The organism is Corynebacterium sp. c8Ua_99, from assembly GCF_039907185.1.
Taxonomy (GTDB): Bacteria; Actinomycetota; Actinomycetes; order Mycobacteriales; family Mycobacteriaceae; genus Corynebacterium; species Corynebacterium jeikeium_D.
Genome location: NZ_JASBOG010000003.1, coordinates 168944 through 192815 on the forward strand (window position 1 = coordinate 168944; position 23872 = coordinate 192815).

Here is a 23872-nt window from a genome sequence, read left to right on the forward strand (position 1 = left end):
TAGAGAGTGCTTTTTACCAAAGAGCACCTCCCTATAAGTTGTAGTAAAGGAGAAATCCGGGGTGAATAAACCTACCCGAATTGTGGGGCTCGATATAGCGCGCTCACTCGCCATCATCGGCATGATCATTGTCCATATGGCCTCACTACTTTGGAGCACAAAGGTTGTGCTCTCTGGCCTACCCTCATCACTGTTCGCCATTATCGCCGGCGCCACAATGATGATTATCGGCCGCAATTACAGCAGCACTACCTTCTTGCGCCTGATCACTCGCGGTGCCCTGATCATTCTCATCGGCCTGGCGCTATTGCCGGTGGGTGGAGAAATTCAGGTGGTCCTCGTCATCATGGGCCTGGTCATGATGCTGGTTTCCTGGATGCCAGCGCTCGGAACCTGGTGGCGAGTCGGCTTCTTCATCGCCGCCACCATCGCCGCCACAATTAAGTACGCGCCTATGACGCTGCCGCAGATCTATCCGCTACTCGCGTGGATCGCATATTTCATCGGCGGCATGCTGCTTTACGACGTCTACCTACGCCGTCGCCTGCAAGACACTTCCACCTCTGAGAACAGCGCCAATGCTCGGTTGAGCTGGATTGTCACCGCTGTCAGTGCTGTCATCACGGCCGTCGGCATGTACTTCCGATTTGATCCCGAGATTGCTGGCTGGCTCCGTTTTACCGGACACACTGGCGTCTTCGGAGAAATCATTCTCTCCGTCGCAGTTGCCGCCATTGTCCTGCACTTGTGCCTTTTCATAGGCGATCGCTTCCCAGCTGTGGTTTACCCATTCGCGGCTATGGGAACAATGTCGCTGACAATCTACATCCTGCACGTTCTCACCGCGTTTTATTGGCAGCAGAATGTTGCATTGCATTCCACGTTGTCTGCAGCAGGTTTCATCGTATTCTTCCTCGTCATCGCTAGCCTCTGGAAGAAATTTGTCGGACAGGGCCCTGCCGAAAAACTCGTTGCCACCGCAATCAAGGGCATTGTTCCTTCTGGGAAAGGGAAATAACCGTGAAGAAAACATCTTTTTCCATCGCAGCAATTGTTAGCAGCACCCTGCTTCTATCTGCGACTCCAGCTCTTGCATTGGAAAACGGCGAACCCGCACCCGCCAATGCTGAAAGCAGTTCTGTGGCCGCGCTAAAGATTGGCAAAATCGGTAATTTCGGTGACTGCACCGGCACGCTGGTTGCCGACCAGTGGGTGCTCACCGCACGCCACTGCCTGGAGTCTGTGAACAACGAAGGGACCCAGGCCCGCATCGGTGGAAAGGTCTACGATGCCGATTCTTGGGCGCTTTCTCCAATGTCTGATGCGGGATTGCTTCACCTGACCGAAAAGGTCACCGACGCAACCCCGGCGAAGGTCTCCCGCGATATCCCCACACCTGGACAGACGGGAACTCTCTACGGCTGGAGCAGCAGCTCGTCCATGGCACGATCCGGGCAGCTTCCGATGACCAAGATGGTCGTCAATGAGCTGCTGGGCGGCGGGCCGACTGAAGGAACTCCAGGTGAGGCTGCGCCTGGTGGTGCTGTTCCGGGTGACGCTACTCCAGGCGAAGCTGTTCCGGGCGATGCCATGGAATCAATGGAGATGCAGCCAGGCGGAGCAATGCCGGGTGCAGTTAAGCCGGATGTAGTAAAGCCAGATGACTCCAAAACCGAGTCGATCCCCGCAGGAACGGAAAGCATCCCAGCCGACGCTGCCATGATGCCAATGATTCAAAGCGCCATCCTGGACGCACATTCCGTCTCTGGCGCGGGTATGCAGGGCGGTGACTCCGGCGGCCCGTTCTTCGTCGACGGCAAGCTCGCGGGCCTGGCTACTGCCGGAACCTCCAATGGCGATCCTGACCTACCCTCCCCCAGCGCAGCTATCACCACCCTCGCTGGCACGGCTGACTGGATCGATGACATCACCTCTGGCCGAGACACAGAAAGCGTGCTGACCGCGGAGAACACTCCTGCTCCGCCAAAGACCATTCAGACCAGCGCCGATCACATGTGGGGTTACCTCGCCATCGCGTGCGTTGGCCTGGTTGTCGCAGCAGCCTGGCCGCGCATTAGGAATGGCCGACAGTAGAACCGTCTAACCACAACCACAAGCCGCCTCCCCGGAAAGTACTGGGTAGGCGGCTTTTATCGTGCATGCGAGGAACTTAATCGTGACCGAAGCCACAAAATCTCTCGGTAACTGACGTACAATCGTGAGGTAATCCTATGGTTTTATTCCAATTTTTCTAAGAATCGACGATTCGGTGGGGTCGCACCTATCGGTGGCCTGGCTCTGTTGATTCCGCCAATGATCTGGCTGAAAAAATCGAAAGCCAAGACTTCGTAGAGTTCTTTATGAAGGGGCGAAAAAAGGAACGAGTCACTCCACATCCGCCCACATTTCGAGCCCACCGTGGGAGTCCAAGCCTGTCTGGCAGCTGTCTGCCAGCTGTCTGCCCACCGTTTTGCCAGTATTGCGCTCACTTATCGATGCATGATTCACCCATCGATGCGCTCCAGCGTATCCATAAGTGAATAACTCATCGATATGTGAAACCGAAAGCTAGCAGCGCGTACATGAGCTGAGGCAAATCGACCAGAATCAACCCAGCACCTCCTCAAGCTAAGTACCTTCAGGCCGACTAATCGAGCAGCGCCTCACGCTGCATTTTGACGACCGTCCTTCAATGCCCGGTTGTGAAGTGCGCGAGTTCGTCAGACCCAACGACTGCCCAACGGCTTAACCCCCAAACGGTGATTTGACCCCCGAATAACGAAGACCCCTACCAGCGTTTACACCGGTAGGGGTCTCTTCTTAGTGGCGGGGGCTGGATTCGAACCAACGACCTCTGGGTCAGTAGCCAAGATTAACACCTGGCATGGTTCGCTTTGGCGCTACAAAAATGGCTCGTGGCAGGCACAACATATTTTTTTGACCCCCAAGACCGCACACCCGCATACCCAATTGCGGTCATGCCCGCATGAGGACATGCCCGCATTGCTGGACTTGCGAGCGGCAAACAGAGTATCGCGCTTAAACAAGCAATCACGCTCGATACAGCGCCAGCAGGACGGCCGCATGTAGGCATGACCGCGCGACCACATGCGGTAACGCAAATATGACCGCACGACCACAAGACAGCCCCTAACTGAACGCTAGATTTCCTAAAGATTACTGTTATATAACACTAAAGGAAACAAAAGAATTCAATGAACTCATGCTTATCAGTGATCGCGCGAACCTTGCACCTATTCCCGCTGGGTGGGAATTACCTCTCCGAAACTGGGAAATTCACTTACGAGCGCAAGGAATGCGACCGGCCACAATCGATACCCGTATCCGCCATGTTCGACGTTTGGCCCGTGAACTTCACGCGCCAACACCAAGCACAGTTACTGAATCAGCCCTCACTGCCTGGAGCGGTGAGAAAAACTGGCATCCGGAAACCAGGCACGCATATCACGCGAGCGTACGGACGTTTCTGCGCTGGTTTGCAACGGACTCTCACTGTCCGGAGTTGCCAACGCTGCCAAGTGTTAAACGCCCAGTTCCCCCTCCGCGTCCGATCCCCGAGGAAATCCTCGCCGAAGTACTTGCTGAGGTTACTGACCGCACCGAACTTATCCTACGGCTGGCTGCTGAGCTTGGACTTCGAGCAGGAGAAATCGCACGACTACGCACAGACCGCTTTGCTGCCTCCCCCTCGGGCATTTGGAACCTCACCGTCGAGGGCAAAGGTGGCAGAGAGCGAATCCTTCCTGTTCCCGCCAAGCTGGCTGCAATGCTGCGCCGAAGATCCCACCAAGTCAATTCATACTGGTTTTTCCCAGGCCGAATCGATGGGCACTTATCTTCCCGGTACATCAGCAAACTCGCCTCACGAGCGCTTCCCGGCACCTGGACGCTTCACCCACTGCGGCACAGGTTCGCCACCGTCGGATATCAGGCCTCCCATGACCTGCTCTCCATTCGACAGGCGCTAGGCCACGCCAGCGTGCAAACCACCACACGCTACACCGCGTCAGACACAACTGGACTGATCTCAATTACACGCGCAACGCAATTGACACCATCCGACGAAAGGAATCACACAATGACGACAATCGCAATCTGTAACAACAAAGGTGGTACGGGGAAAACCACGTCTACAATCATGCTGGCAACCTACTTCTCAACGCTGGGCAAAAAGGTAGCTGTCCATGACGCTGACCCCCAGGGATCATCCACAGACTGGTCACTTCTGGCTGCGGAAGCCAATGATCCACTGCCCTTTCCTGTCACTCCCGTCAACAAACGCTCTGTCAGCATCTCCCCTACCGACGCAGACATTGTGCTGATTGACTGTCCTCCCGGCGACCCTGCACTCATCGACGCGGCACTACGCACCGCCGACGCTGTCATCGTGCCAACCTCGCCATCTGGAATTGAAGTAGCTCGCATGTGGGAGACACTCGAAATCATCACCGACAAGCCCGCTGCAGTACTCATCACCTCAGCACAGCTAAACACCACGACGCTTGAAGACTTACTCAACGCACTCGATGAGGCCGGCGTTCCAACTTTTTCCAACATCATTCTCGCACGTCAAGCAATCAAACGAGCATGGGGCACCACACCCTCCCAATGGCACGGATACGACGGCGTTGCCGATGAGATTCTCACAGAATTCCTACCGCAAAATCGCTAGCCCGCATACGGGCATGACCGCACGAATCACGAGAAGAAGGAAAACAATCAAATGAGAAAACCCACCAATGCTATGCACAAGCCAGCTACCACGCCAAAGCGCGCACGCGACACTTTCACGCAAGCCACCCAAACTGACAACCGCGTCCATCTCACCGTTCGCATTAGCCCGGAACTTCGACACCGGCTAAACATTTACGCCGCAGAAAACCAGCGCACGGTCACCGACATCGTGACACAAGCCGTCACCGACCTACTCGACTCCTAAACCACTACCGAAAGAATGTTCTGCAATTCAGACCGCCAAATCCGAGCACCGTGCAATCATGCCCGCATGCCCGCCTGACCGCACGCCCACACTTCACGGAAAAGAGGACTCATGACCTACCCATCTACTAACTATGAGCATCACCCCCAGGACAACCAGCAACTTCCGAAATACGACATTCAAAAGCTGGCTATCAACCTCGGTGCGCTCACCGTACTCGGAGGTGTCGTCGCATTCGCCGTCATCTTCCTTGTATCAGCCACCATCAACGCATTCAGCAACCAACCAGTGCCCGAACTATCTGAATCACTGTTTCTCGCAGTGTGCTCCGCACTAATCGGCCTGTGCTTCGGTTTGATCTACCTTCCTATAGACGGCACTGGAAACGAAGGACTGTACAAGGTAGCGGTCGGCGCACTAACTGCCGTGGTCTCAGTCGTTTACGTCCTCTACGGCGGACTGCTCGGCGGTGACTGGTCAACGCTCAAGATCCTTGCCGTATTCCTCTGCGCAGCAGCAATCGCAATCATGGCACCTGCCCGCATTGCACCAGCAGTCAACTACGCCTAATTCAAAAGCACTCAATCGAGCAACACAAACTTGCTCGATTGAACAGCTTCAAACCTCTTCATCTCGCAACTACCCAGACTTCCAACATGCCTGCCTGACCGCACGCGGTACTGACCGCATAGAGAAGGGATATTCCCATGATGCCTTACTACATTTTCATGTTCTTCGTAGCCGTCTTTTTGTGGCGCAAATTCCGCAATCTGACCGATTTTCTAATTCGCTTCGTTCCGCTCGGCATCATTTGCGCAATTCTCTATGTTGTCGTCGCCACCCCGTTCGTCCTCTTCGGTGAAGTCTTGCATAAGCGCGAAGACGGTAAGAACTGGCGGGAACAGCAAATTGAACAGACGGGCATTGACCCTTGCGCTGAACAACCTGACCAAGGCGATGACGTCCTGCCAGGAGTATCACAGCAATCCTTGGAAGACGCCAACACTCTGTCATGGGAAGAAAGGGATCAAAGACTTAAGGACAGCTACGACTTGATGATTAAGTGCAAGCACGGCGAATAGCGGCCATGCGGGCATGCCCGCAGTCCCGCACGCCGGCATGCGGGCAGCGCATTACGAAAAATTGTGATGGACTATACACTCACCCTATGGATCGAATTGAACGTAAAGTCCGCAATGCCGTTGCCTCCACGCAAGCCGAGGGAGTCCGCCTCGACGAAGAGGATATTAAAGCGGCGTACCGTCTAGCCCGAGGTCAATCCACAGCTGCTGACGAGATTCGCAAACTGGGCTTCATTCCGAACGAAGACGCAAGCCAGTGACGCAGCAGGAACGCTGGGACAATCTCCTTTTCCCCGGCACGAATACGCTACGAAATAAGCAAGGCATCACAGACGAACAGGCGTGGCAACAGGCCGAGGGACAATTATCTCTCAGGCGCAGCTTGACCCTGCCTGCGCTTGGATTTGATGGGACACTTTCCAATCAGCTCGCTCAAACGCACGAACACCTCTTCCAGGATTGCTACGACTGGGCCGGACAGTTCCGTGATCTCGATATGACGATCCCCAGCGCCAGTCACCCCGACGGCTACGCCACTTTTGCGAGCCATACCACCGTTGAAGCGCGGATTGCTGAACTCGACGAAGTCGTTGACGCACTGGACTCAGCTAACTACGACGACAAAATCGAAGCTCTGGCTTATCTTCATTGCGAGCTGAACGAAATCCACGCCTTCCGAGAGGGAAACGGACGCACAACACGCGCGCTCATGGAAACCCTAGCTACCAGATACGACATCGAGCTGTCCTGGGAAGGACACATCAGTCAGCTACATGATGTCTCTGCGGCTTCCATGGCTGGCACCACGCTAAATTCGGCACCATTCCACAACTTCTACAAGCAAATATGCCAACCAGCCTCACACGATGACGCTGACCTGACCATCGACGAACTGTTTGCTCAACAGCATGAAACCGACGCAACAAAGAACCGGCTCGACCAACACTTCGACCGCTATACACACGCACACGACTACGAAAGGAAAACACCCACGATGGCTCAGCAAAACTGGGATGTTCCACTGGACTTCTATGGGCGACACTTCGATCTCAAGGTCACGGTCGACCGCTACGTTAATGGTGGACGACCCGGCATTACTCTCACCCATGAAGAAGACGGCAACGAAGAAATCTTCACAACGCTGACCGAAAATGCACCCCACATCGACCTCGACGACGACCGCCGCCAAATCATCGTCAACCACGATGTCACACGCGAAACCCTCAACGCCGTATTTGATTCTGGTCTACTAAACCGTGAGCCTGACGACACCGTCTATCTTGGTATGGCCGCGTGCAACGTCCATTCTTTTACAGATGAGGCCCAAACGTGGATTAACGACCAGCTGGAAAACATTGAAATTGACCAATCACAAGTCGATGCGTTCGCCTTCGCAAGATCGGCTTACCCCAATGGCATTCAGCTCGATGACAGCCACGCGGAGCAAGATAGTAGCCAACCCCAGCCCGAAACTCAGGAATACAGCACAGTTGATAGTGAAGCGACAGAAGCATAAGACCGCAACGCCCGCATGCGGGCAGGTGGTCATGCGGGCATGACCACATACGGAACCCCATGCGCAGCATGGGGATTTTTCTTTTAAGGATCGACACCGATCCTTAAATCTCGTTTTTCCATGAGAAGCCTGCGGCGATTATACGGTCGACCCGCTCCACGCAAGTCCAGCGACGGCGTCGTCCGATTCCTTCCAAAAAACTTTTCTACGCGCTCCAGTCGCACATAGCTCCTTGCGCTTATTTCGCAGAAAACTTTTTCTCCTTCCTCGGATACCGGGACTTGCATTCCACTAAAGCTCGACCTAATCGGCACTCCGTGCCTTCTCAGGCAAAAAACGAGGGCGGGCACCACACCAAAGATGGTCACCGCAATCACGCAAGGAGAGAAAATGCCACGCTACGCCACAATCCCAATCGGATTCGCTACTACCGGAACACTCTTCCGACTCGCAGAACTTGTTGCCAACGAACTTGCCGACGACCACGACCTGATTACCGAACCGGACATTGTCGCGCTTGCGCTCGAAGAGTGGTCAGAACAAGCACTTCTTCACATCGACGACACGCCAGCACCATGGATCGCCAACGCTCTAGCTATCCAGACCCACGCCTACAACGCTGTGGACACAGCAGCGGAAAACTGGCTCGAAATCGCCGTAACAGATGCAGTCGAAAGAATTTGCCTCACGAGCATTAACTAAAGAGCCTGGCCCGCTTGACCGTTAACGGGCGTTCGGGCATTATCATGCGCGCCTATCAACACTAGTTAATCGACCAGTCCGCCACGCTTAGAATCTACCCCGAGAGTTTCCCCTCAGGGATTCCAACGCGGGCTTGATAAAAGCATAAGCCCCTAAGAGAGAATCACTACCCCCGAAAATTGACTTATCTAAATCAACGAGTACGATAAAACTCGTTAGCCCCCAGGGACGTACCATCACGGTATCTGCCTGGGGGCGTTTGCTATTCTTTCAGAATGACTAAATTGCCTTTCGATCTCGATGTTTCCTACGAGATGGGCACCCCCCGTTTCTCGACTTACCTGAGATGCTCAAATAATACGCTAGAAGCGTCACGCCTTTATATGTGGAACCTAAGCCTGGCAGCTCGGTGGTGGGGTCCCCTCTCGTACACAGAAGTAGCGTTGCGTAATAAACTCCATGATGCTCTCGCGGATTCTGTGGGTCGTGATGATTGGTGGGAAGAAGACAATTTAGGAATATCCGACAAACTTGCAGAAAAGATTAAGTCTGCAGAAGCCTATGCAAAAGTGCAGTGCAATGACCCTAATCCGACAGCTGACAACGTAGTTGCGGCGTCATCGTTTGGAGTCTGGACCACCGTTCTACACTACGAGAATGCACCGTCGCTTTGGCGCAACCACCTCCAAAACGAATTCGATAGCGATATCAGACGCGGCCAGCTCTTCCACAACGCCTACAACCTAAAGAAACTACGAGATCGCATCGCGCATCACGAACCAATCTTTAACAGGAATCAACAGGAGCACCTCACCCAGCTGGATTACGTATTAGAGGCAATCCACCCCGACCTGCCCGATTTGGCACAAGATTGTTTCCCCGGATTGCGGAAAACAATAGACGGACAGCACGCCGCAATCAGTTTCGGAGAGGTCGATCTCTAAGAAGCTCCTTCTTGACAGGACTCAAAGTTCAACCTCAGACACCGGCGAAAGCCGGTCGCCTATCGCCGGGCACAGCTTTTAACGACAAATCCCAACGACCTGCAACAGAAAAGAGGCGTTTACCCCCGGCGATAAACCTGGCCACTTAGGTACCCTAACCGCCTAAAGTAAAACGTATACCCGCCTCGCAATACATGCCGAATCATCCCGCCAGCGCCACTTCCATCGCACGACTACACGACTTCAAAAGGTCGGCTCCCGCTAGGTGAGCTGGTCGCTGCGGCGGAGTACGAACGGAATTTGATTAGCGAAAGGACGGTCGCTGGCCTGCAAGCGGCAAAGAGTCAAGGTAAGCGTCTAGGACGCCCCCTGCACTCACACCACGCGGTCTAGATGCCGTAAGTACTCATGACTCAAAGCGGTCACACACGCGAAGAAATAGCGGATGCACTGGGATTGGGACTTCAACCGTGGATCGCGCTCGCAGAAAACGCCGCAATGAGAGGAGAATCATCTAGGCATCTCGCCGTAACCAGTTGTCATGACCGAGCAATCAAACTACGTTTAGGCGGTATGAACTTCTACCCAGCATCTAAAATCAATTTTCAAGTCCCAACTGAGCCCGAGACGCTGCAGCCCTCGTATTTCGTATTTTTCTGGGGAGAAATCGAAAAAGTCCCCGATGGGGAAGATCAGCGGATGCGAGTTGCACTCAAAGCGGATACTTCTTTAAGGCTCGACGAAATCGTCTCATGGGCGAGAAAAGAATCTAAAGGGCGCGTCTATGCAGTCTTGCTCGGATCGCCCGAAAAGACAGAAGCTGGGCATCCGTACATTAAACTTTTCTTGCTTGATGGCGAATACCCAGCGGAAAGCGACTACGATGACGATTCCCTTATGGACGGCAGTTTCAGCTCTCCTAGCATTTGACTGTTGCAGTAGCGCTGTCCTGCTTTCTTAACGTCTGAGGCTTCCACGACGGAGGCCCGGTCCATGTCATAACGACAGTCGCCGTATATGAATGAGTCTTACCATCACACTTTAGGGCAGCGTTTCCCCTCCACGATTTCGTGTTATTCCTGACTATCACTCCAGAGCGTGCTGTAGCCCCATCGTCCCTGACCAATGTCACGTTTCCCGACAGCGACGTTACTGGTCCGGTGCAGTTAACAACCGCTTGTGCATTTACTGTCCCAGGCACATGCGATGAACGGTGAGGGTTATTTTGCTTTCCGCTACAGCTGATCGTTGCCGCAGCAGCGTATGGCGCATCAACTACCATCGTTGATGCGCCTAAAGCTGTTGCAACCAATGTTGCGTATAGAGTTTTCTTTAACATGGACATCCTTCCCTGTGAGTATCGGGAGAGGACGATAACAGTCGTCACGATAACCTGCTCTCCCGGCGTGAACTTAAGCTAAGCGCAAGTTTTTACCTTGTCAATGAATCAAAAATACTCAGAAGTTATCTTCAAAAAAGAGACTTTAAGTACCATGTCTTGGGGTAGCCAAATGCAATAAAAAGGCTGCAGCTAATACAATCCAAGTCCCCTCAATCGCGTTACTTCTATTGGCTATAAAGGGGCTCTTCGCGTTTTGGAGTGCGTAGCTGACCACAGAGCCCGTGAACTGGACGGGAACCTCAAGTTTCCATCGCTAATCAAGACGAGTTCGATTCCAGACTGCTTGTTACGCCACCCAGTAACTACAGAGTGGTAAAAATCAAGAGTAGAAATGGCTGAATTTCCGTATGTAACCTGATCAACGACCAATTTTGCTTGGCTAGGAAATTCGGCCGCAATCTCGACCTTTTCACTCTTTAGATTCCAGGGTTTCCAGAACGAAGATCCTAAACGTCCAGGTGAAACTTCAAACCAATTTGTCGTCTAAACAGCACCTCACATTCAAGCGCTTTATTTCTGCTTTTCCGCTATACCAGGTTCAAACAGACTTGGCTGATCCAAGGGATTAACCGGCCTACGCGCAGCAAGAGCGTAGGCCTCTTCATTCCACCCCTCTGCCAACGCCGCACGAACATCACGCGAACGCTGCACCCGAGACCGATTCTGAGTGTCCAGCCCTGGTCGCTGGCCACGTGCTCGACCGGTCAGCGAAGCGTATCGCGCATTTGCCTCCCGCGTCGACGCGATTACATGGCGCGGGTCAATACGCACGCACAGCGGTTCATTGCAACGATGGTCTGCTACGACCTCAGAATCTGAAATATCTGTGCCAGACAGCATCAGCGCGAAACGATGCGCCGACACCGAATACTGCCGACCATCAACGCGAAAATTGATTCGGCCATATCCATCGGGCGACGAAATCGCTCCGGTAAAAATCCAGCACCCATCAGGGGACGGACTTTTTACAACTTTCCCCCAAAACGCCTCGACCACACGATTAGGAATCGTGGCTGGCAGCCGAGTCATTGGCTTCCGACTCCTCGTCTGCAACCTTCTCGGAGTCGGACTCCGCTACCTCGGTATCGTCGTCTGCCTCATCATCGCTGGCCGATATCCTCTCGCTTTCAGCTTTCCGGGCGTGCGACGAACCAACGAGAGCAAGCGCCTCATTAATCTGGCGCATGGGAACAGTGAAGTCGTTCGCCAGTTTGCCCTTCTTCTCTCCCTCATCCAGGAGCTTATCGAGCGCATACCCAAATGACTCTTGCGCTTCATCGAACGCCTCTAGCGCGATAAACGCATCGGTTCGCGCTGACTGCATACGGGCTAGACGGTCAGCTTCTTCCTTTTGAAGTTCGCGCGCACGGCGGCGGGCTTGTGCTTTTCTGTCTTTAGTCACCATGACCAAAGAAAAACACCGCGCAGAAACAAAGTTAAGACGCTACCCCCACAACAAGCGCTAACACTCACTAATCCTCTATCAGAGTTGATTCGCTATCTGCTACCGCACAGGCTAGCAGCTTCCAGGCCACGACCAACGTCTACGTACTCACAAACTTCGTCATTGTTCGTTCTCTGTTGACTTTGTCACAGACGACCTAAAGGTCGACACACCTCTGGCAGATGTACATCTGCAACTTCTTAGGGGCTGACCAGCGCGAACGCGCAGGGGTGAAAAATCGCTCTAGTTCGTCATCGTTCAGACCTCAAAAGTAGGTCTTAACTTCTACGGTTTTTCTTCTTAGCGTCACGCTCATGATGTCGATTCGAGTGGTCAACGCAGGAGATGGGTACGCCTATCTCCTACGCAACGTTGCCACTGCCGACATCGACACAGGGGCGAAAACCAAACTCGGTGACTACTACCAAGCCACCGGTACTCCCCCGGGCCGCTGGTACGGGCGCGGACTCACCGGCCTCGACTCCACCGCCATTACCTCTGGCACGACTGTCACCGAGGAGCACATGGCCGCGCTCTACGGTGAGGGGCTTCACCCCGAGGCCGATTCCCGTATCGCCAACGGCGCGTCCATTGCTGACGTACAACTCGGTCGCGCCTACCCGTTCTACTCCGGCGGCCATCAGGTACTCAAAGAGCTATCGGCCATGGAGAAACAGTTCCGCTACCACGCTGGACGCAGGCCCACCGAGCAGGAACGAAACACCATCGCGGTCGATGTCGCACGCAGGCACTACAGCGACGAAACCGGCTACTCGAATGCGACGCCAAAGGAAATCCTGGCCTGGGTCAACGAGAAGAAAAACTCCGTTCGCCAAGCTACTGCAGGCTTCGACCTGACGTTTTCACCAGCGAAGTCTATCTCTGTGCTGTGGGCACTCGGCAACGAGGAGACGCGCAAAACCATTGAGTCCGTTCACAGTGAATGCGTCTCTGCTTCCCTAGATTGGCTCGATAACAACGCACTGCGCACCCGTTGTGAATTCAATGGAGTCAAGACGTTAACGCGCACGCGCGGCCTCATTGCCGCACAGTTTGTCCATTACGACACCCGCAGCGGTGACCCGGATCTTCACACGCACTGCCTGGTTTCAAACAAAGTCCAAGGCCCCGACGGCAAATGGCGCAGTGTTGATTCACGCTCGCTGATGAAGTCTGCCGTTGCCGCATCCACCCACTACAACGCACTGATGATGCAGCGACTAGGAGATGAACTCGACCTCGCGTTTACTAACTATGAGACCGATCCTGCCAAACAACCCGTGTGGGAAGTCGCAGGTATTGATCCCAAGATGATTGCTCATTTCTCCAAACGACGCGCTGGCGCGCGTCCTCGATATGAGCAGCTCCGAGAAGCCTATCGGCAGGCACACGGGCGGACACCGGGCCTGCGCGCGAGCCGAAAGCTCTGGCAACAAGCCGTGTTGGATACTCGACCGAGCAAGGACTCAGCGCAATCACTGCGGTCTTTGCGTCAAACATGGCAGGCCGAAGCCCGACAGTTCTTCGGCAACTCGGCTACCGACGCGGTGGAAAAGAATGTCTCTCACGCAGCTGATACCCGGACGATTGCACCGGCGGTGGACTCTGAGAAGTGGCGCAAATTTGTCACCGAACAAGCGGAATCGTCGATTGCTCTTGCGGTATCGAGGCGTTCCGAGTTCCGCCGCCACCACCTCCACACTGCTGTGGAACAGGAACTTTCTGCCTGGATTTTCCCCTCCCAGCGCGCACGCGCCCTCGCCACCGCGCACGTCATGGACAGAGCTTTAGCGTCTGCTGTACGCCTGACCCCACAGCCGTCCTACCGTATTCCCGGGCGACTGCTTACCGAAGATGGTGAACTATTTGACCGCAGCGCCGACCATGTTGTCTACACCAGCGCCGACGTACTGGCGGCGGAAAACACGGTCCTCGACTCGGCTGTCGAGCCAACAGCTCACGTTGTAACCAACGCCGAGATTGACCGTGCTCTGGCCCGTCACCAGCAAGCTAAAGGCTTTGCACTGAATGCTGGGCAGGAAGCGCTGACGCGGCACCTGCTGTCTGCCGGAATGCAAACGGTCGCCGGTGTTGGCCCCGCCGGCACCGGTAAGACGGCCTCGATGGCCGTTGTCGCCGACACGTGGAGAAACTCAGGTAAACAGGTTTTCGCGCTCGCCCCGTCGGCGGTCGCTGCCAAAACTCTCGGCGAAGACATCAACGAAACTGGCCATACTTTGGCGTCGCTGACCTACCGCTGGCGCGGGAAAATCGGTTCAAGTCCGAAAAACGCGGATGCAATCCAGCGTGCGATTGGTAAAACTATTCGACCTGGCGACATGCTGCTCGTTGATGAAGCGGGCATGGCAAGCACAGATGATTTGGCCGCCATTGTCGAAATCGCGGACGAAACAGGCGCGGTCGTGCGTATGGTCGGTGACCCCTACCAGCTTGATGCGGTGGAAACCGGTGGCCTGTTCCGTACCGTATGTAAGCGCACTTCTGCCGTCGAGCTTGACCAGGTGATGCGGCAGGGTGACGATACCGCCCAGGCTCATGCTGGCCTGAAAATCCGTCGAGGCGATGCGTCTGGACTCGATGAGTACGACCGTCGTGGCTGGATTAGCGGCGGTACACGCTCCGCCATGGTCTCTGGTGCCGTGGATGCGTGGTTAGCAGATTTTGACCGTGGCCGCTCCACGCTTCTCGTCGCATCCACCAACGCGGTGGTCGATGATGCCAACACTCGCATTCAGCGCGAATTGATCGACCGTGGAAAGGTGCAAGCCTCCGCCGGTTGGTTAGCTCGCCTTTTGCATAAAACCCCGCCACAAGCGCAACTCGGAGACCATCACACCGCCTATGTTGGTGACACTATTCTGACCCGCCGCAACCAGGTCATGCGGCAGCCTGACGGCAGCGAACACAAGATTCTCAACGGCCAGAAATGGCAGATTGACCGCATTGGGAAAGACGGCTCAATCACCGCAATTAACACCGAAAATGGTCGCGGGATTGTTCTCGATGCCGACTATGTACGCCAGCATTGCCAGCTTGGGTATGCCTCCACGATCCACCGCGCCCAAGGAGTCACGGTCGATACCACTCACGCAGTGGTGGACTCGACGACTGATAGACGCGGCCTTTACGTGGCCTTAACCCGAGGACGAGCAGAAAACCACGTTTGGGCAATCACAGATACCAGCATTGATGAAGCCGAGGAAGAAGCGCACCTCCACATGGATGGTGATGCTCATGCGCCGACCGCTCTCGATGTTCTGACACGCGCCGTGCATCGTGACCACGGCCACGTTGCGGCCACAGACATCGCCGAGAATCTTGCAAATCAAGACTCCGACCCACAACGCCAGCGTCAGTTGTATCGCACCGCAGTGCAGGCGCTCGCTGCTGACTACGCAGCAAGTGCCACCGAGCGTCTCCTTGACGAACTGCCCATCAACGCCGCCAATCGCATTGACCAGCAGGCAGTCTCTCGCATTCGCACCGCGGCAGGCCGTGCCGCATTACGCGGTGTCGATCTCCGCGACCATCTCGCACAGGTGTGTCGGTACGACGCTACCGAGCGTGATCTCGGCGCGGTTATTGCTTCCCGGATTGACCAGCTTCACTCCCCTGGTTCACCGCTAAAGGACACGCATATCCCACCGATGACCCCGACGACCGACATGCAGCTACACGCGTTTGCCGTCGAGTTATCCACACAGCTCGAAAACGTCACTGTGACAGAAACGCCCGAAAGGAACGTGCAGGAAAACAATGATTCTAAACACTCTCGTGAGCAGTTGCGTGAAATGTTCCGCGCCCGCGTGCGCACAGCCGCACAGGAAGCAGCAGCACAGGGACCCGCCCGTCGAGCCGCCGCCCATGAGCACATCAACCAATCCACCATCCCGCAAATCGAGTATGAGACTTCACAGGATAGCGACTTCGAACTTTAACGTCGAAAAAAATCGAGCACCCTCAGAAAACCGTTGAAAATTACCTATAACTGTTATAGCCTCAAGAAGGAGCGATAGTATGGCTCGCAGGAACGTGCCTAGCAACGACCAGTTGTCACTCTTTGACACCGACTCACTCGCCAATATCGACAAGGAGAAGAACAATGCCGCTGATCGAATCCACCCACTGGACTCCGCCGGACGACCACTGGCTGATGCCGGACTACGACATGGAGACCTTCGATACGAGACTGATTCAGCAGTATCTTCTCCTGATGGATCAACCAGCGACACCGCCGCAGGTGTACCAGTTTCTAGAGGAGCTGGCCGACGAACTCAGCGAACGATTCCTACCAGCAATCACGAAGGAACTGGAGGACAATCGAGCGCCGGAGGAAACAGAGGCCGACGTAGCGCGGAACCGTCAACGCCTGATTTTTCAGTTCCGCCAACACCAGTTCGCAACCCAGCTCCTAGCCCCGGCCCTGACCAAGTATCCCGGACAGTGGGCAATGCTTCATCCACTGTTGATGGCGCATCGTCCTTTCAACCGGACAGCAGCAGCCGACAACGCAGTGATGAAATCAACAATTCTGGCAGCACACCAGGAACTGGGGCTTCCCACCGATCCGGCAACAATCGACGACCGCTGGAAGAATCTGAACGAACAGGTCGATTTGCTAGTGACGCAGCGCAAGATTCACCACTTTCAGCAGTGGATGAATCGGTCGAGCGAGTATCCGGTCAGCGAGGAAGCAATGCGAAACCTGTGGAAGCAGGAGCAGATGCTCGCCGCCAATCAGATTATCCACGAGGAGCTAACCGAACCGATAACCGCGAAGCATCTGGCCGAGGAGGAGAATTCCTCCCGGGCGGCCGATTTGCTCTAGCACCGAGCGACAAACCTGCTACCAGCCCTGCGACTATTACCGCCGACCAGTACCGCCTACTGGCTGCTGACCTCGACGAGCGTGAGCGATTCATCGACCAGCCAGAATCCCTGGAAGGCTATGCTCTGCAGACGTGGCGGAGCCAGCTTGAAGCGCTCGCCACTCGGTCGGGCTTGGTTAGTGATGCCAACGACGAGGTGGCTGATAACCCGTTTTGGGCCACCGTTGGTCGCGTGTTTTCTGAACAATCCGTCGATGAGCTGACAGCCATGGTCAACAGTCCAGCGGCCACCGAGGAATACGTCTCACGCGCGCATTTAGAGCTGGCCCGTCGTGGCCGGTTCTACACCGACGGACGCGATCCTGACGATACGGATTTGTTGCTTGCCGACGCTGCCTTTGGGCGCGTAGGCCTTGACGAACTTACTGACGACAACATTCGCCAGATTACTGAACGCTGGGAAATCGCCGACTTCACCACGCATCTAACTCCGCCTGCCCGTGAAGCGCTGTCGGCTTTGGGAGATTGGGCACATGATGCCACAGATCTAATTGTTGCTGATCAGGTGGCAGAGAACCCACAGTTTTACCGCGAGCAGCTGCGCTTGGGACGCACTACTAGCCCTTTTGTTCGCGATGCACTGCTGGCGCATCTTGACCGAGACGAGCTAATTATGGCCTGGGCCGAGGGGCATATCCGTAGTACAACCGCCGATGATGACCCAGCTCGGTTACTGCTCTCTGAACTTCCGGCAGACCTCGACGACAACCAGCTACAGGCGAGTCACGAAAGTCTGAGTACCCTGCGTGAGTCCGCTCCTATCCACGTGCAGCCTTATCTCGACGAACTGCTCACTGACGCATATGCCGAAATCGCTGTCCGCGCCGATGAGGACGACACGCACACCGAGGTAACTGTCGAGCCGGACACTACCGTCGAGGAGCCGTCCAGCACCTCCACTGCTGACCAACCACGAGCCGGTACCGCGCTGACTTTTTCTCCACCTGCTGAGTCTCTGGCACCTCAGGGTGCGAAGGCACGTGCTCACGCCAATATCGAAGCCATCAAACTGCTAGCGACACTCGATGAGGAAAATCGCTGGCCGACAGCCGAGGAGCAGACAACCCTGGCAACCTATTCAGGTTGGGGTGCTGCTGACCAGGTTTTCCAGTCCAATAATGATCAATGGGCACGCGAATATGACGCCCTGGTGGCCGCCCTTCCTGACAATGTGAGCATTGACCAGCTCAGAGCCTCGGTGACCACGGCCTTTTACACCGCTCCTGGGGTCACAACAGCTATGTGGGATGCGCTGAAGACAGCGGGATTTGACCGTGGCCACGTGCTGGAGCCAGGATCTGGCATAGGTGGATTTATCGGTGCGGCACCGAATGCCGCCGAGGTTACCGGGGTCGAACTCGACCCGATTGCGTCTCGCATTAGCTCCCTGCTCTACCCGGACGCCACCATTCTCAACCGTGACTTTACGGCGGTTATCCCAGATACTCGTCCGTTCGACGCGGCCATTGGCAATGTCCCCTTTAGCAATCGCGACAAGCCGACGGACCGACAGTTCAACCCCGATGGCTTAAGCGTCCATAATTATTTCATTTCCAAATCTGCCCAGCTGGTACACCCAGGCGGGTATGTTGCGCTGATTACCAGCGCTCACACGTCAGATGCGGCACAATCGGCTGCTCGAGAAGAAATCGCCAAGCACGCAGATCTTGTCAGCGCGGTACGCCTGCCAGAAGAAACGTTTCGTTCTGTGGCCGGCACTTCAGTTATCTCCGACGTGTTGGTCATGCGCGTACGCGAGCCAGATACCGACCCCAGTGACCTGACTCAACAGTGGCTATCGACCAACACCACGACCATCGGGGATACGCAGGTGCGTATCAATGATTACTTTATTGCCCACCCTGACCACATCATTGGTGAGACCAGCATCGGCCATAACCAGTGGGGCAACACCATCATGCGGGCCAACGCCTCCGAGGACGAGATCGCTCCAGCTCTATCGACGATTCTGCGAGCCGACATTGCGCAGGCTGTGGAAAACCAGCAGGGCTACACTCCCCTGTCTTCTGAGGCATTCTCACAGCAAAGCGCCGCGCTGCAATCAATTGTCTCTGACGCGGCAGCTCCAACTCCTATTCCTGGGCGCATCACCTACCGTATTGATGAAACAGGCGCATACGAGTTTTCTCAATACGCCCACCAGTCCGGCACATGGGAACCTATACGCGTTGCCAAGAACTTACAGAGGGAATCCGCAGAGCTCATCGACCTCCGAGACGCGGAAACTGCCCTACGCCAGGCCTACCAATCCGGCACAGGTATCGAGCTTGCGCAAAAGCGCCTCCACCAGCTCTACGACACCTATGTTGATGCCCACGGCCCCATCAATCGTTTTGAGATGCAGGCCGGGCGAGTCCCTTCTGCCACTGCGCAGAAAAAGGCCTACGCTACTCTCGCCGATGACTGGCGAGCGGCTAATGGTTTTGAACCCGGCGATCCGCTTCCGGAAGCTACCGAGACACTGCTGCGTGAGCAGGCCGCTGAGCCGACTCCCCGGAAAGTTCAAAGGCATCTGGCCGGACTGCGCGGTGATGCCAGCATCCAAAATGTCCTGGCACTAGAGCGTTTTGACGAAGCGACGGGAACTGCGCAAAAGGCTCCGCTGTTCGACCGCAATCCAGCCCGCCCGGTCACCGCGCCTGACCATGCAGACTCATTGGCAGACGCGGTGTCTATCACCCGCGCGGAAACAGGTGACTTCGACCTACACCGTATCGCAGAGCTGACGGATTCCACCGTCGATGAAGCAACGGCCGGGCTGCTGGCTGACGGCCTGGCATTCCGCAATCCGCAAGCACCAGATGAACTCATCGAGCGCGGCGACTACCTTTCCGGCTTTGTTGCTGAAAAACTCACCATAGCTCGACTCGCGGCCAATAATGACCCGAAATTTCGCACTAATGTCGCAGCCCTGCAGGACGTGCAGCCGCCAGAGATTGACAGTTTTAGTATCCGCCCGGGTGCGACCTGGGTGCCCGAGCACTACTACGAGCAATTTGCCAATGAGGTTTTTGACACCAATCATTGGGCTGGATTAAAAGTCTCTCGCGATAACGGTTCCTGGACGGTCTCTGTCGATAAGAACTACTGGGAATATGGTGGCACCGCCGACATGGAATATGGGCTGGTAGCCGCCAATAACCGCGACGGGTCAAACTATAATTTCCAAGCTACTGGACGGGCACGAGACGCCACGAACCAGGGTGTGGCGTGCTCCCGCAATGATGGTGTAGCGATACCGGCATACAAAACCTTGGAAGCGGTGCTGAATTTGTCAGCTCCCAAAGCCTCGTGGTCAAAAAGCTGGATTGAACAACACGGCGGGAAAGACTCCAGTCATGGCCAGGCCACAGCATTTCTGGCTCGTCGAGCCGAACTGCTCAAACAGACTTTTTCCTCGTGGATCATGGACGATCCCGAACGTGCCCGTAATGTCACCAAGGCCTACAACGATGCCTTCAATGGTTTCGTTCCTCGCACCTACGACGGCTCCGCGCGCGCAATGCCCGGGCTGGGAGACACGTTTGTTCCTTACGGTTACCAGCGCAATGCGGTCGAGCGCATTGTCAACGAACCAGGGGTCCTCCTCAATCACGTCGTTGGTGCCGGCAAAACCGGCACCATGTTTATGGGAGCAGCAGAACTCAAACGCTTAGGGTTGGCGCGACAACCATGGATGGTCGTGCCCAACCATCTTGCTGATCAGGTCACCCGAGAAGCCATCCAGTGGTATCCCACAGCCAATGTGCTCTCTGCCGCTGGCGTCTCCAATCCCACTGAGCGCGCCCGCTTTATTGCACAAACAGGTGCTGACGACTGGGATTTGGTGATTGTTCCGCAGAGTGTGTTCGAGCGCATTCCCGTCGATGATGAGACTCAGGTTGAATACCTTCAAGGCCAACTCGCTGAGGCTCGTCACAGTCTGCAACAGGCGAAAGCCACCGCTGGCAGCGAACGCACCCCATCGGTCAAGCAAGTCGAAGGCAGCGTCAAGGCAATTGAAAACAAGCTCGACAAGCTACTGGACTCTCCCACTGACCAGACTCTGACGCTCAACCAGACACCATGCGACTACCTCATCGTTGATGAGGCGCACATGTACAAAAATCTCATGCGCTCCTCGCAAGTGTCTGACTTGAATCACCAAGGCTCAAAAAAGGCCTCTGACCTGGATATGAAACTCGATTGGCTGCGAAAGTCCAAAGCCGAAAGCGGCGCAAATGCTCCTGTGGTCACCTTTGCCACAGGCACTCCCATCGCTAACAATCTGGCCGAAATCTGGGTTATGGCCAAGTACCTGCGCCCAGATATTTGTCAGAAGCTGGAAATCGACGATATCAATGCTTTCGGTGCAACGTTTACTGATCAGGTCGCAGATGTCGAGGTTAAACCGTCTGGTTCAGGACTGCGACAAAAGGTACGCACTGCTTCTTATGCGAATATCTCTGAGCTTGCGACCGCATCGAGTTTGTTTATGGATGTTGTCACCTCTGACGACATCACCGCCGATCTGCCAGAACTAGCCAGTGGGAGCGCCAACCGCGTCATTGAGTTTGATGTGGAACAAGAGGTTAAGGACTTTATCGCCGACCTTGGTGTACGCAGTGATTACGACTGGGACGCCGACCCTGACCGTCGTCGCACCTCATCGAAAATCGGTGCCGATGTAACTGGCCAGGAAATTGATATGGCACTAAAAATTGCCTCTGACGGTCGCAAAGTCACACTTGACGGCCGCCTTGTTGGACTGACCATTGACGGGCCGGGATCGCGTGTCGAAGCTGTGAGCACACAAATCCTTGACCAGTGGAATCAGACGAAAGACCGCATCTACCTCAATGCCGACGGCACTACCTCTGACAAACCGGGAGGTGTCCAGATTGTCTTTTGTGACTCCGGCACCCCGGGTGGTGCGAATTTCTCTATCTATGACGCGCTCCGCGACGAGCTTGTCGCTCGTGGCATGGATCGAAGCCGTATCGCTTTCGTCCACGAATGGGACAAGGACAAGGCCACCTTGTTCCAAAAGTGCAACGACGGTGACTTCGATGTAGTCATTGGCTCCACTCCAAAGATGGGCACTGGTGCCAACCTGCAGCGACGGGCTGTTGCCCTACACCACGTCGATATTCCGTGGAAACCCGCTGACCTCACCCAACGTGAGGGGCGAATCATGCGCCAGGGAAACCAAAACGAAAAGATTGAAATCTTCAACTACGTTGCCGCCGGAACGTTCGATGCCGTGATGTGGCAAACGCTGTACCGCAAGCAGCGTTTCATCGACCAGTTCACTGCTGCTGATCGTGGATTGCGGCAAATGGACGCACTCGACGATTCAGCTGCTCAAGCCGCCGCGCACAACAAAGCCATCGCTACCGGTGATCCGCGCTATGTTGACCTGCTCAACTACGACCGAGAAGTCGAGCGACTCGAATCCCTCAAGCAGGAGTGGGAATCTTCGCAAGCGTCTCACCGCCATGCTGTCGATGCCGCCACCTTCACTATCCGTCGCACCTCCCAGCAGCTTGGCCAGCTCGCCCCTCACCTGGAAGCCGCAGACAAGTGGAGCCAACTCGACGATTCAGACGCGAAAACGTGGGCGCTTCCCGCTGGAGAAGTCATGCATGACCGTGCCGAGGCTGCCCGAGCACTTAGCAACGGGTTAGCCCACATTGCGCATACCCGTTCGACCAACAGACAACCGCTGCTCACCATCGGTGACGTTCCGCTGACGGCACGCTATGACTATGGCGAAGTCGAGGTTGGCCTGGCTGGTGCGGAAGAATCAGTGCGTTTTCGCCTCAGCGTTGACGAAATCGCTGATGCTGTCTCTCACACTACAGACGATAGAGTTTCCACTCGCGCCTACGGAATTCTCACACGCGCCGAAAATCGAGTCGGTGATATCCAACGTGTCGCCCATCAGCTCACCAACGATCTGGACTTCGCTGAAAGTGAACTCAGCAGGCTGAAAGAGGCTCCTGCAGCTACGGCTTTTGCCCATGATGCAGCGCTTGCCGATGCTGTCACCCGCCGCGATGACCTCCGAGAAGAACTCAACAAGGAAAACGCATCAGAACAAGCCAAGCGTCAACGCGCCGAACGTGCGGAGCGCCTACGCGTGCGTGGCCGCGAGCCGATGTGGACATTGGAACTCTCCCCGACCGAAGGCTACGCAAAGGCAGTCTGCGCCACCGACGACCGTCACGCTGTTGTTCATGCTGCGAAAACCCGCGAAGCAGAGGCGCTACGCGCCAATGACCTGATCAGTGATACCGAATACGAACATCGCATTCGACAAGCCAACCCGGGAGCACTCGACTTTGCCGACGATGATTTGGACTATTCCATTCTCGATGACGACACCCTCACCAACCTCGCTGCCGAATACCCGCGCGGGATTAGCCCCCGTATGCGTGAGGAAGTCGCATCGCGAGGTATTGCTATCTCCAGCCCAGTTGAGGGCACGACCGCAGCCGGTCATGACCGCCACCGGTTTTTAGAAAGTGCCCGTGCCGCCATTGCCGATGTGCTACGCGAGCATCACACACCGCGAGTCATCGACCATGCCGAGCCACCTACCATTGTTGAACAATCGGTTGACGATAATGAGGCGGAGTTCTAAGTGTGGACAGCTGCTACTTTCTGATTTAAAATAACTGCTGTGTTCGGAGCATCCCCCAACAAGACTCCGGGCACCGTACAGGTGACCGTTATCTTTCGCGGTCACCGCGTGCCCCTCCCCCCCCCGAGGGTGCACGTGAGTGGTGTTTGGCCCCGTCGGAGTGGTGTTCGGCGGGGCTTTCCCATTTGACCAGAACTGGTGTGACGACGCTATGCCTCCGCGACGTCATCGTCGATTGCCTCGACAGACTCTTCCGCGCCCGCGAC

At 55.4% G+C, this 23872-nt stretch carries 16 protein-coding genes; 14 read left to right on the forward strand and 2 right to left on the reverse strand.

Features of this window, described 5'->3' with window-relative positions; all coding sequences use genetic code 11:
* Nucleotides 1-61: 61 nt before the first annotated feature.
* The 12 genes from QKE19_RS03295 to QKE19_RS03350 all read left to right on the forward strand — a co-directional run bounded on the left by QKE19_RS03295 (nucleotide 62) and on the right by QKE19_RS03350 (nucleotide 10134).
* Entirely contained in the window at nucleotides 62-1018 is a 957-nt protein-coding gene (locus QKE19_RS03295; protein ID WP_069359292.1) for a DUF418 domain-containing protein, read from the forward strand.
* 2 nt (nucleotides 1019-1020) lie between these two features.
* Nucleotides 1021-2094 (forward strand): trypsin-like serine protease, encoded by a 1074-nt coding sequence (locus tag QKE19_RS03300; RefSeq protein ID WP_101687433.1) that lies wholly within the window; start codon nucleotides 1021-1023, stop codon nucleotides 2092-2094.
* Between the two features lie 2005 nt (nucleotides 2095-4099).
* Entirely contained in the window at nucleotides 4100-4693 is a 594-nt protein-coding gene (locus tag QKE19_RS03305) for a ParA family protein (protein ID WP_070862984.1), read from the forward strand.
* A 51-nt stretch (nucleotides 4694-4744) separates the two neighbouring features.
* A complete protein-coding gene (locus QKE19_RS03310) occupies nucleotides 4745-4960 on the forward strand; it encodes a hypothetical protein (RefSeq protein ID WP_141764566.1) in 216 nt (71 codons plus the stop codon).
* 111 nt (nucleotides 4961-5071) lie between these two features.
* Entirely contained in the window at nucleotides 5072-5530 is a 459-nt protein-coding gene (locus QKE19_RS03315; protein WP_053412643.1) for a hypothetical protein, read from the forward strand.
* A gap of 137 nt (nucleotides 5531-5667) precedes the next feature.
* A complete protein-coding gene (locus QKE19_RS03320; RefSeq protein ID WP_053412644.1) occupies nucleotides 5668-6042 on the forward strand; it encodes a hypothetical protein in 375 nt (124 codons plus the stop codon).
* A gap of 86 nt (nucleotides 6043-6128) precedes the next feature.
* A complete protein-coding gene (locus QKE19_RS03325; protein ID WP_168168070.1) occupies nucleotides 6129-6302 on the forward strand; it encodes a hypothetical protein in 174 nt (57 codons plus the stop codon).
* Nucleotides 6299-7558: a Fic family protein gene (locus tag QKE19_RS03330; protein ID WP_347890364.1), complete on the forward strand. Its 1260-nt coding sequence runs from the start codon at nucleotides 6299-6301 to the stop codon at nucleotides 7556-7558. Before QKE19_RS03325 ends, QKE19_RS03330 begins: the two co-directional genes overlap by 4 nt.
* Nucleotides 7559-7948: 390 nt before the next feature.
* Nucleotides 7949-8260, forward strand: a complete 312-nt coding sequence (locus tag QKE19_RS03335) for a hypothetical protein (protein ID WP_141764565.1) — start codon at nucleotides 7949-7951, stop codon at nucleotides 8258-8260.
* Nucleotides 8261-8535: 275 nt separating this feature from the next.
* Nucleotides 8536-9204, forward strand: coding sequence for an Abi family protein (locus QKE19_RS03340; protein ID WP_141764564.1), 669 nt, complete (start codon nucleotides 8536-8538; stop codon nucleotides 9202-9204).
* 204 nt (nucleotides 9205-9408) lie between these two features.
* The gene (locus QKE19_RS03345; protein WP_256381054.1) at nucleotides 9409-9597 is read left to right on the forward strand and encodes a recombinase family protein; all 189 of its coding nucleotides are present in this window, start codon (nucleotides 9409-9411) and stop codon (nucleotides 9595-9597) included.
* A 15-nt stretch (nucleotides 9598-9612) separates the two neighbouring features.
* Nucleotides 9613-10134 (forward strand): hypothetical protein, encoded by a 522-nt coding sequence (locus QKE19_RS03350; RefSeq protein WP_141764563.1) that lies wholly within the window; start codon nucleotides 9613-9615, stop codon nucleotides 10132-10134.
* A 982-nt stretch (nucleotides 10135-11116) separates the two neighbouring features.
* On the opposite strand, the gene QKE19_RS03355 is transcribed toward QKE19_RS03350, so the two are convergent.
* Both QKE19_RS03355 and QKE19_RS03360 read right to left on the reverse strand, forming a co-directional pair.
* A complete protein-coding gene (locus QKE19_RS03355) occupies nucleotides 11117-11635 on the reverse strand; it encodes a hypothetical protein (RefSeq protein WP_210401352.1) in 519 nt (172 codons plus the stop codon).
* Entirely contained in the window at nucleotides 11607-12011 is a 405-nt protein-coding gene (locus QKE19_RS03360) for a hypothetical protein (protein WP_141764562.1), read from the reverse strand. Before QKE19_RS03360 ends, QKE19_RS03355 begins: the two co-directional genes overlap by 29 nt.
* A gap of 353 nt (nucleotides 12012-12364) precedes the next feature.
* Here QKE19_RS03360 and mobF point away from each other — a divergent pair, with 353 nt between their 5' ends.
* Complete coding sequence (gene mobF / locus QKE19_RS03365; protein WP_347890366.1) at nucleotides 12365-16009, forward strand: MobF family relaxase; 3645 nt, start codon at nucleotides 12365-12367, stop codon at nucleotides 16007-16009.
* A gap of 769 nt (nucleotides 16010-16778) precedes the next feature.
* The gene (locus QKE19_RS03370; protein WP_180802884.1) at nucleotides 16779-23606 is read left to right on the forward strand and encodes a hypothetical protein; all 6828 of its coding nucleotides are present in this window, start codon (nucleotides 16779-16781) and stop codon (nucleotides 23604-23606) included.
* Nucleotides 23607-23872: the final 266 nt, after the last annotated feature.

Bases quoted from the DNA above. Each gene is read 5' to 3' on its own strand.
- QKE19_RS03305 (WP_070862984.1), top strand. From the start codon at position 4,100: ATGACGACAATCGCAATCTGTAACAACAAAGGTGGTACGGGGAAAACC.
- QKE19_RS03310 (WP_141764566.1), top strand. From the start codon at position 4,745: ATGAGAAAACCCACCAATGCTATGCACAAGCCAGCTACCACGCCAAAG.
- QKE19_RS03315 (WP_053412643.1), top strand. From the start codon at position 5,072: ATGACCTACCCATCTACTAACTATGAGCATCACCCCCAGGACAACCAG.
- QKE19_RS03320 (WP_053412644.1), top strand. From the start codon at position 5,668: ATGATGCCTTACTACATTTTCATGTTCTTCGTAGCCGTCTTTTTGTGG.
- QKE19_RS03325 (WP_168168070.1), top strand. From the start codon at position 6,129: ATGGATCGAATTGAACGTAAAGTCCGCAATGCCGTTGCCTCCACGCAA.
- QKE19_RS03335 (WP_141764565.1), top strand. From the start codon at position 7,949: ATGCCACGCTACGCCACAATCCCAATCGGATTCGCTACTACCGGAACA.
- QKE19_RS03340 (WP_141764564.1), top strand. From the start codon at position 8,536: ATGACTAAATTGCCTTTCGATCTCGATGTTTCCTACGAGATGGGCACC.
- QKE19_RS03350 (WP_141764563.1), top strand. From the start codon at position 9,613: ATGACTCAAAGCGGTCACACACGCGAAGAAATAGCGGATGCACTGGGA.
- QKE19_RS03355 (WP_210401352.1), bottom strand. From the start codon at position 11,635: ATGACTCGGCTGCCAGCCACGATTCCTAATCGTGTGGTCGAGGCGTTT.
- QKE19_RS03360 (WP_141764562.1), bottom strand. From the start codon at position 12,011: ATGGTGACTAAAGACAGAAAAGCACAAGCCCGCCGCCGTGCGCGCGAA.
- mobF (WP_347890366.1), top strand. From the start codon at position 12,365: ATGATGTCGATTCGAGTGGTCAACGCAGGAGATGGGTACGCCTATCTC.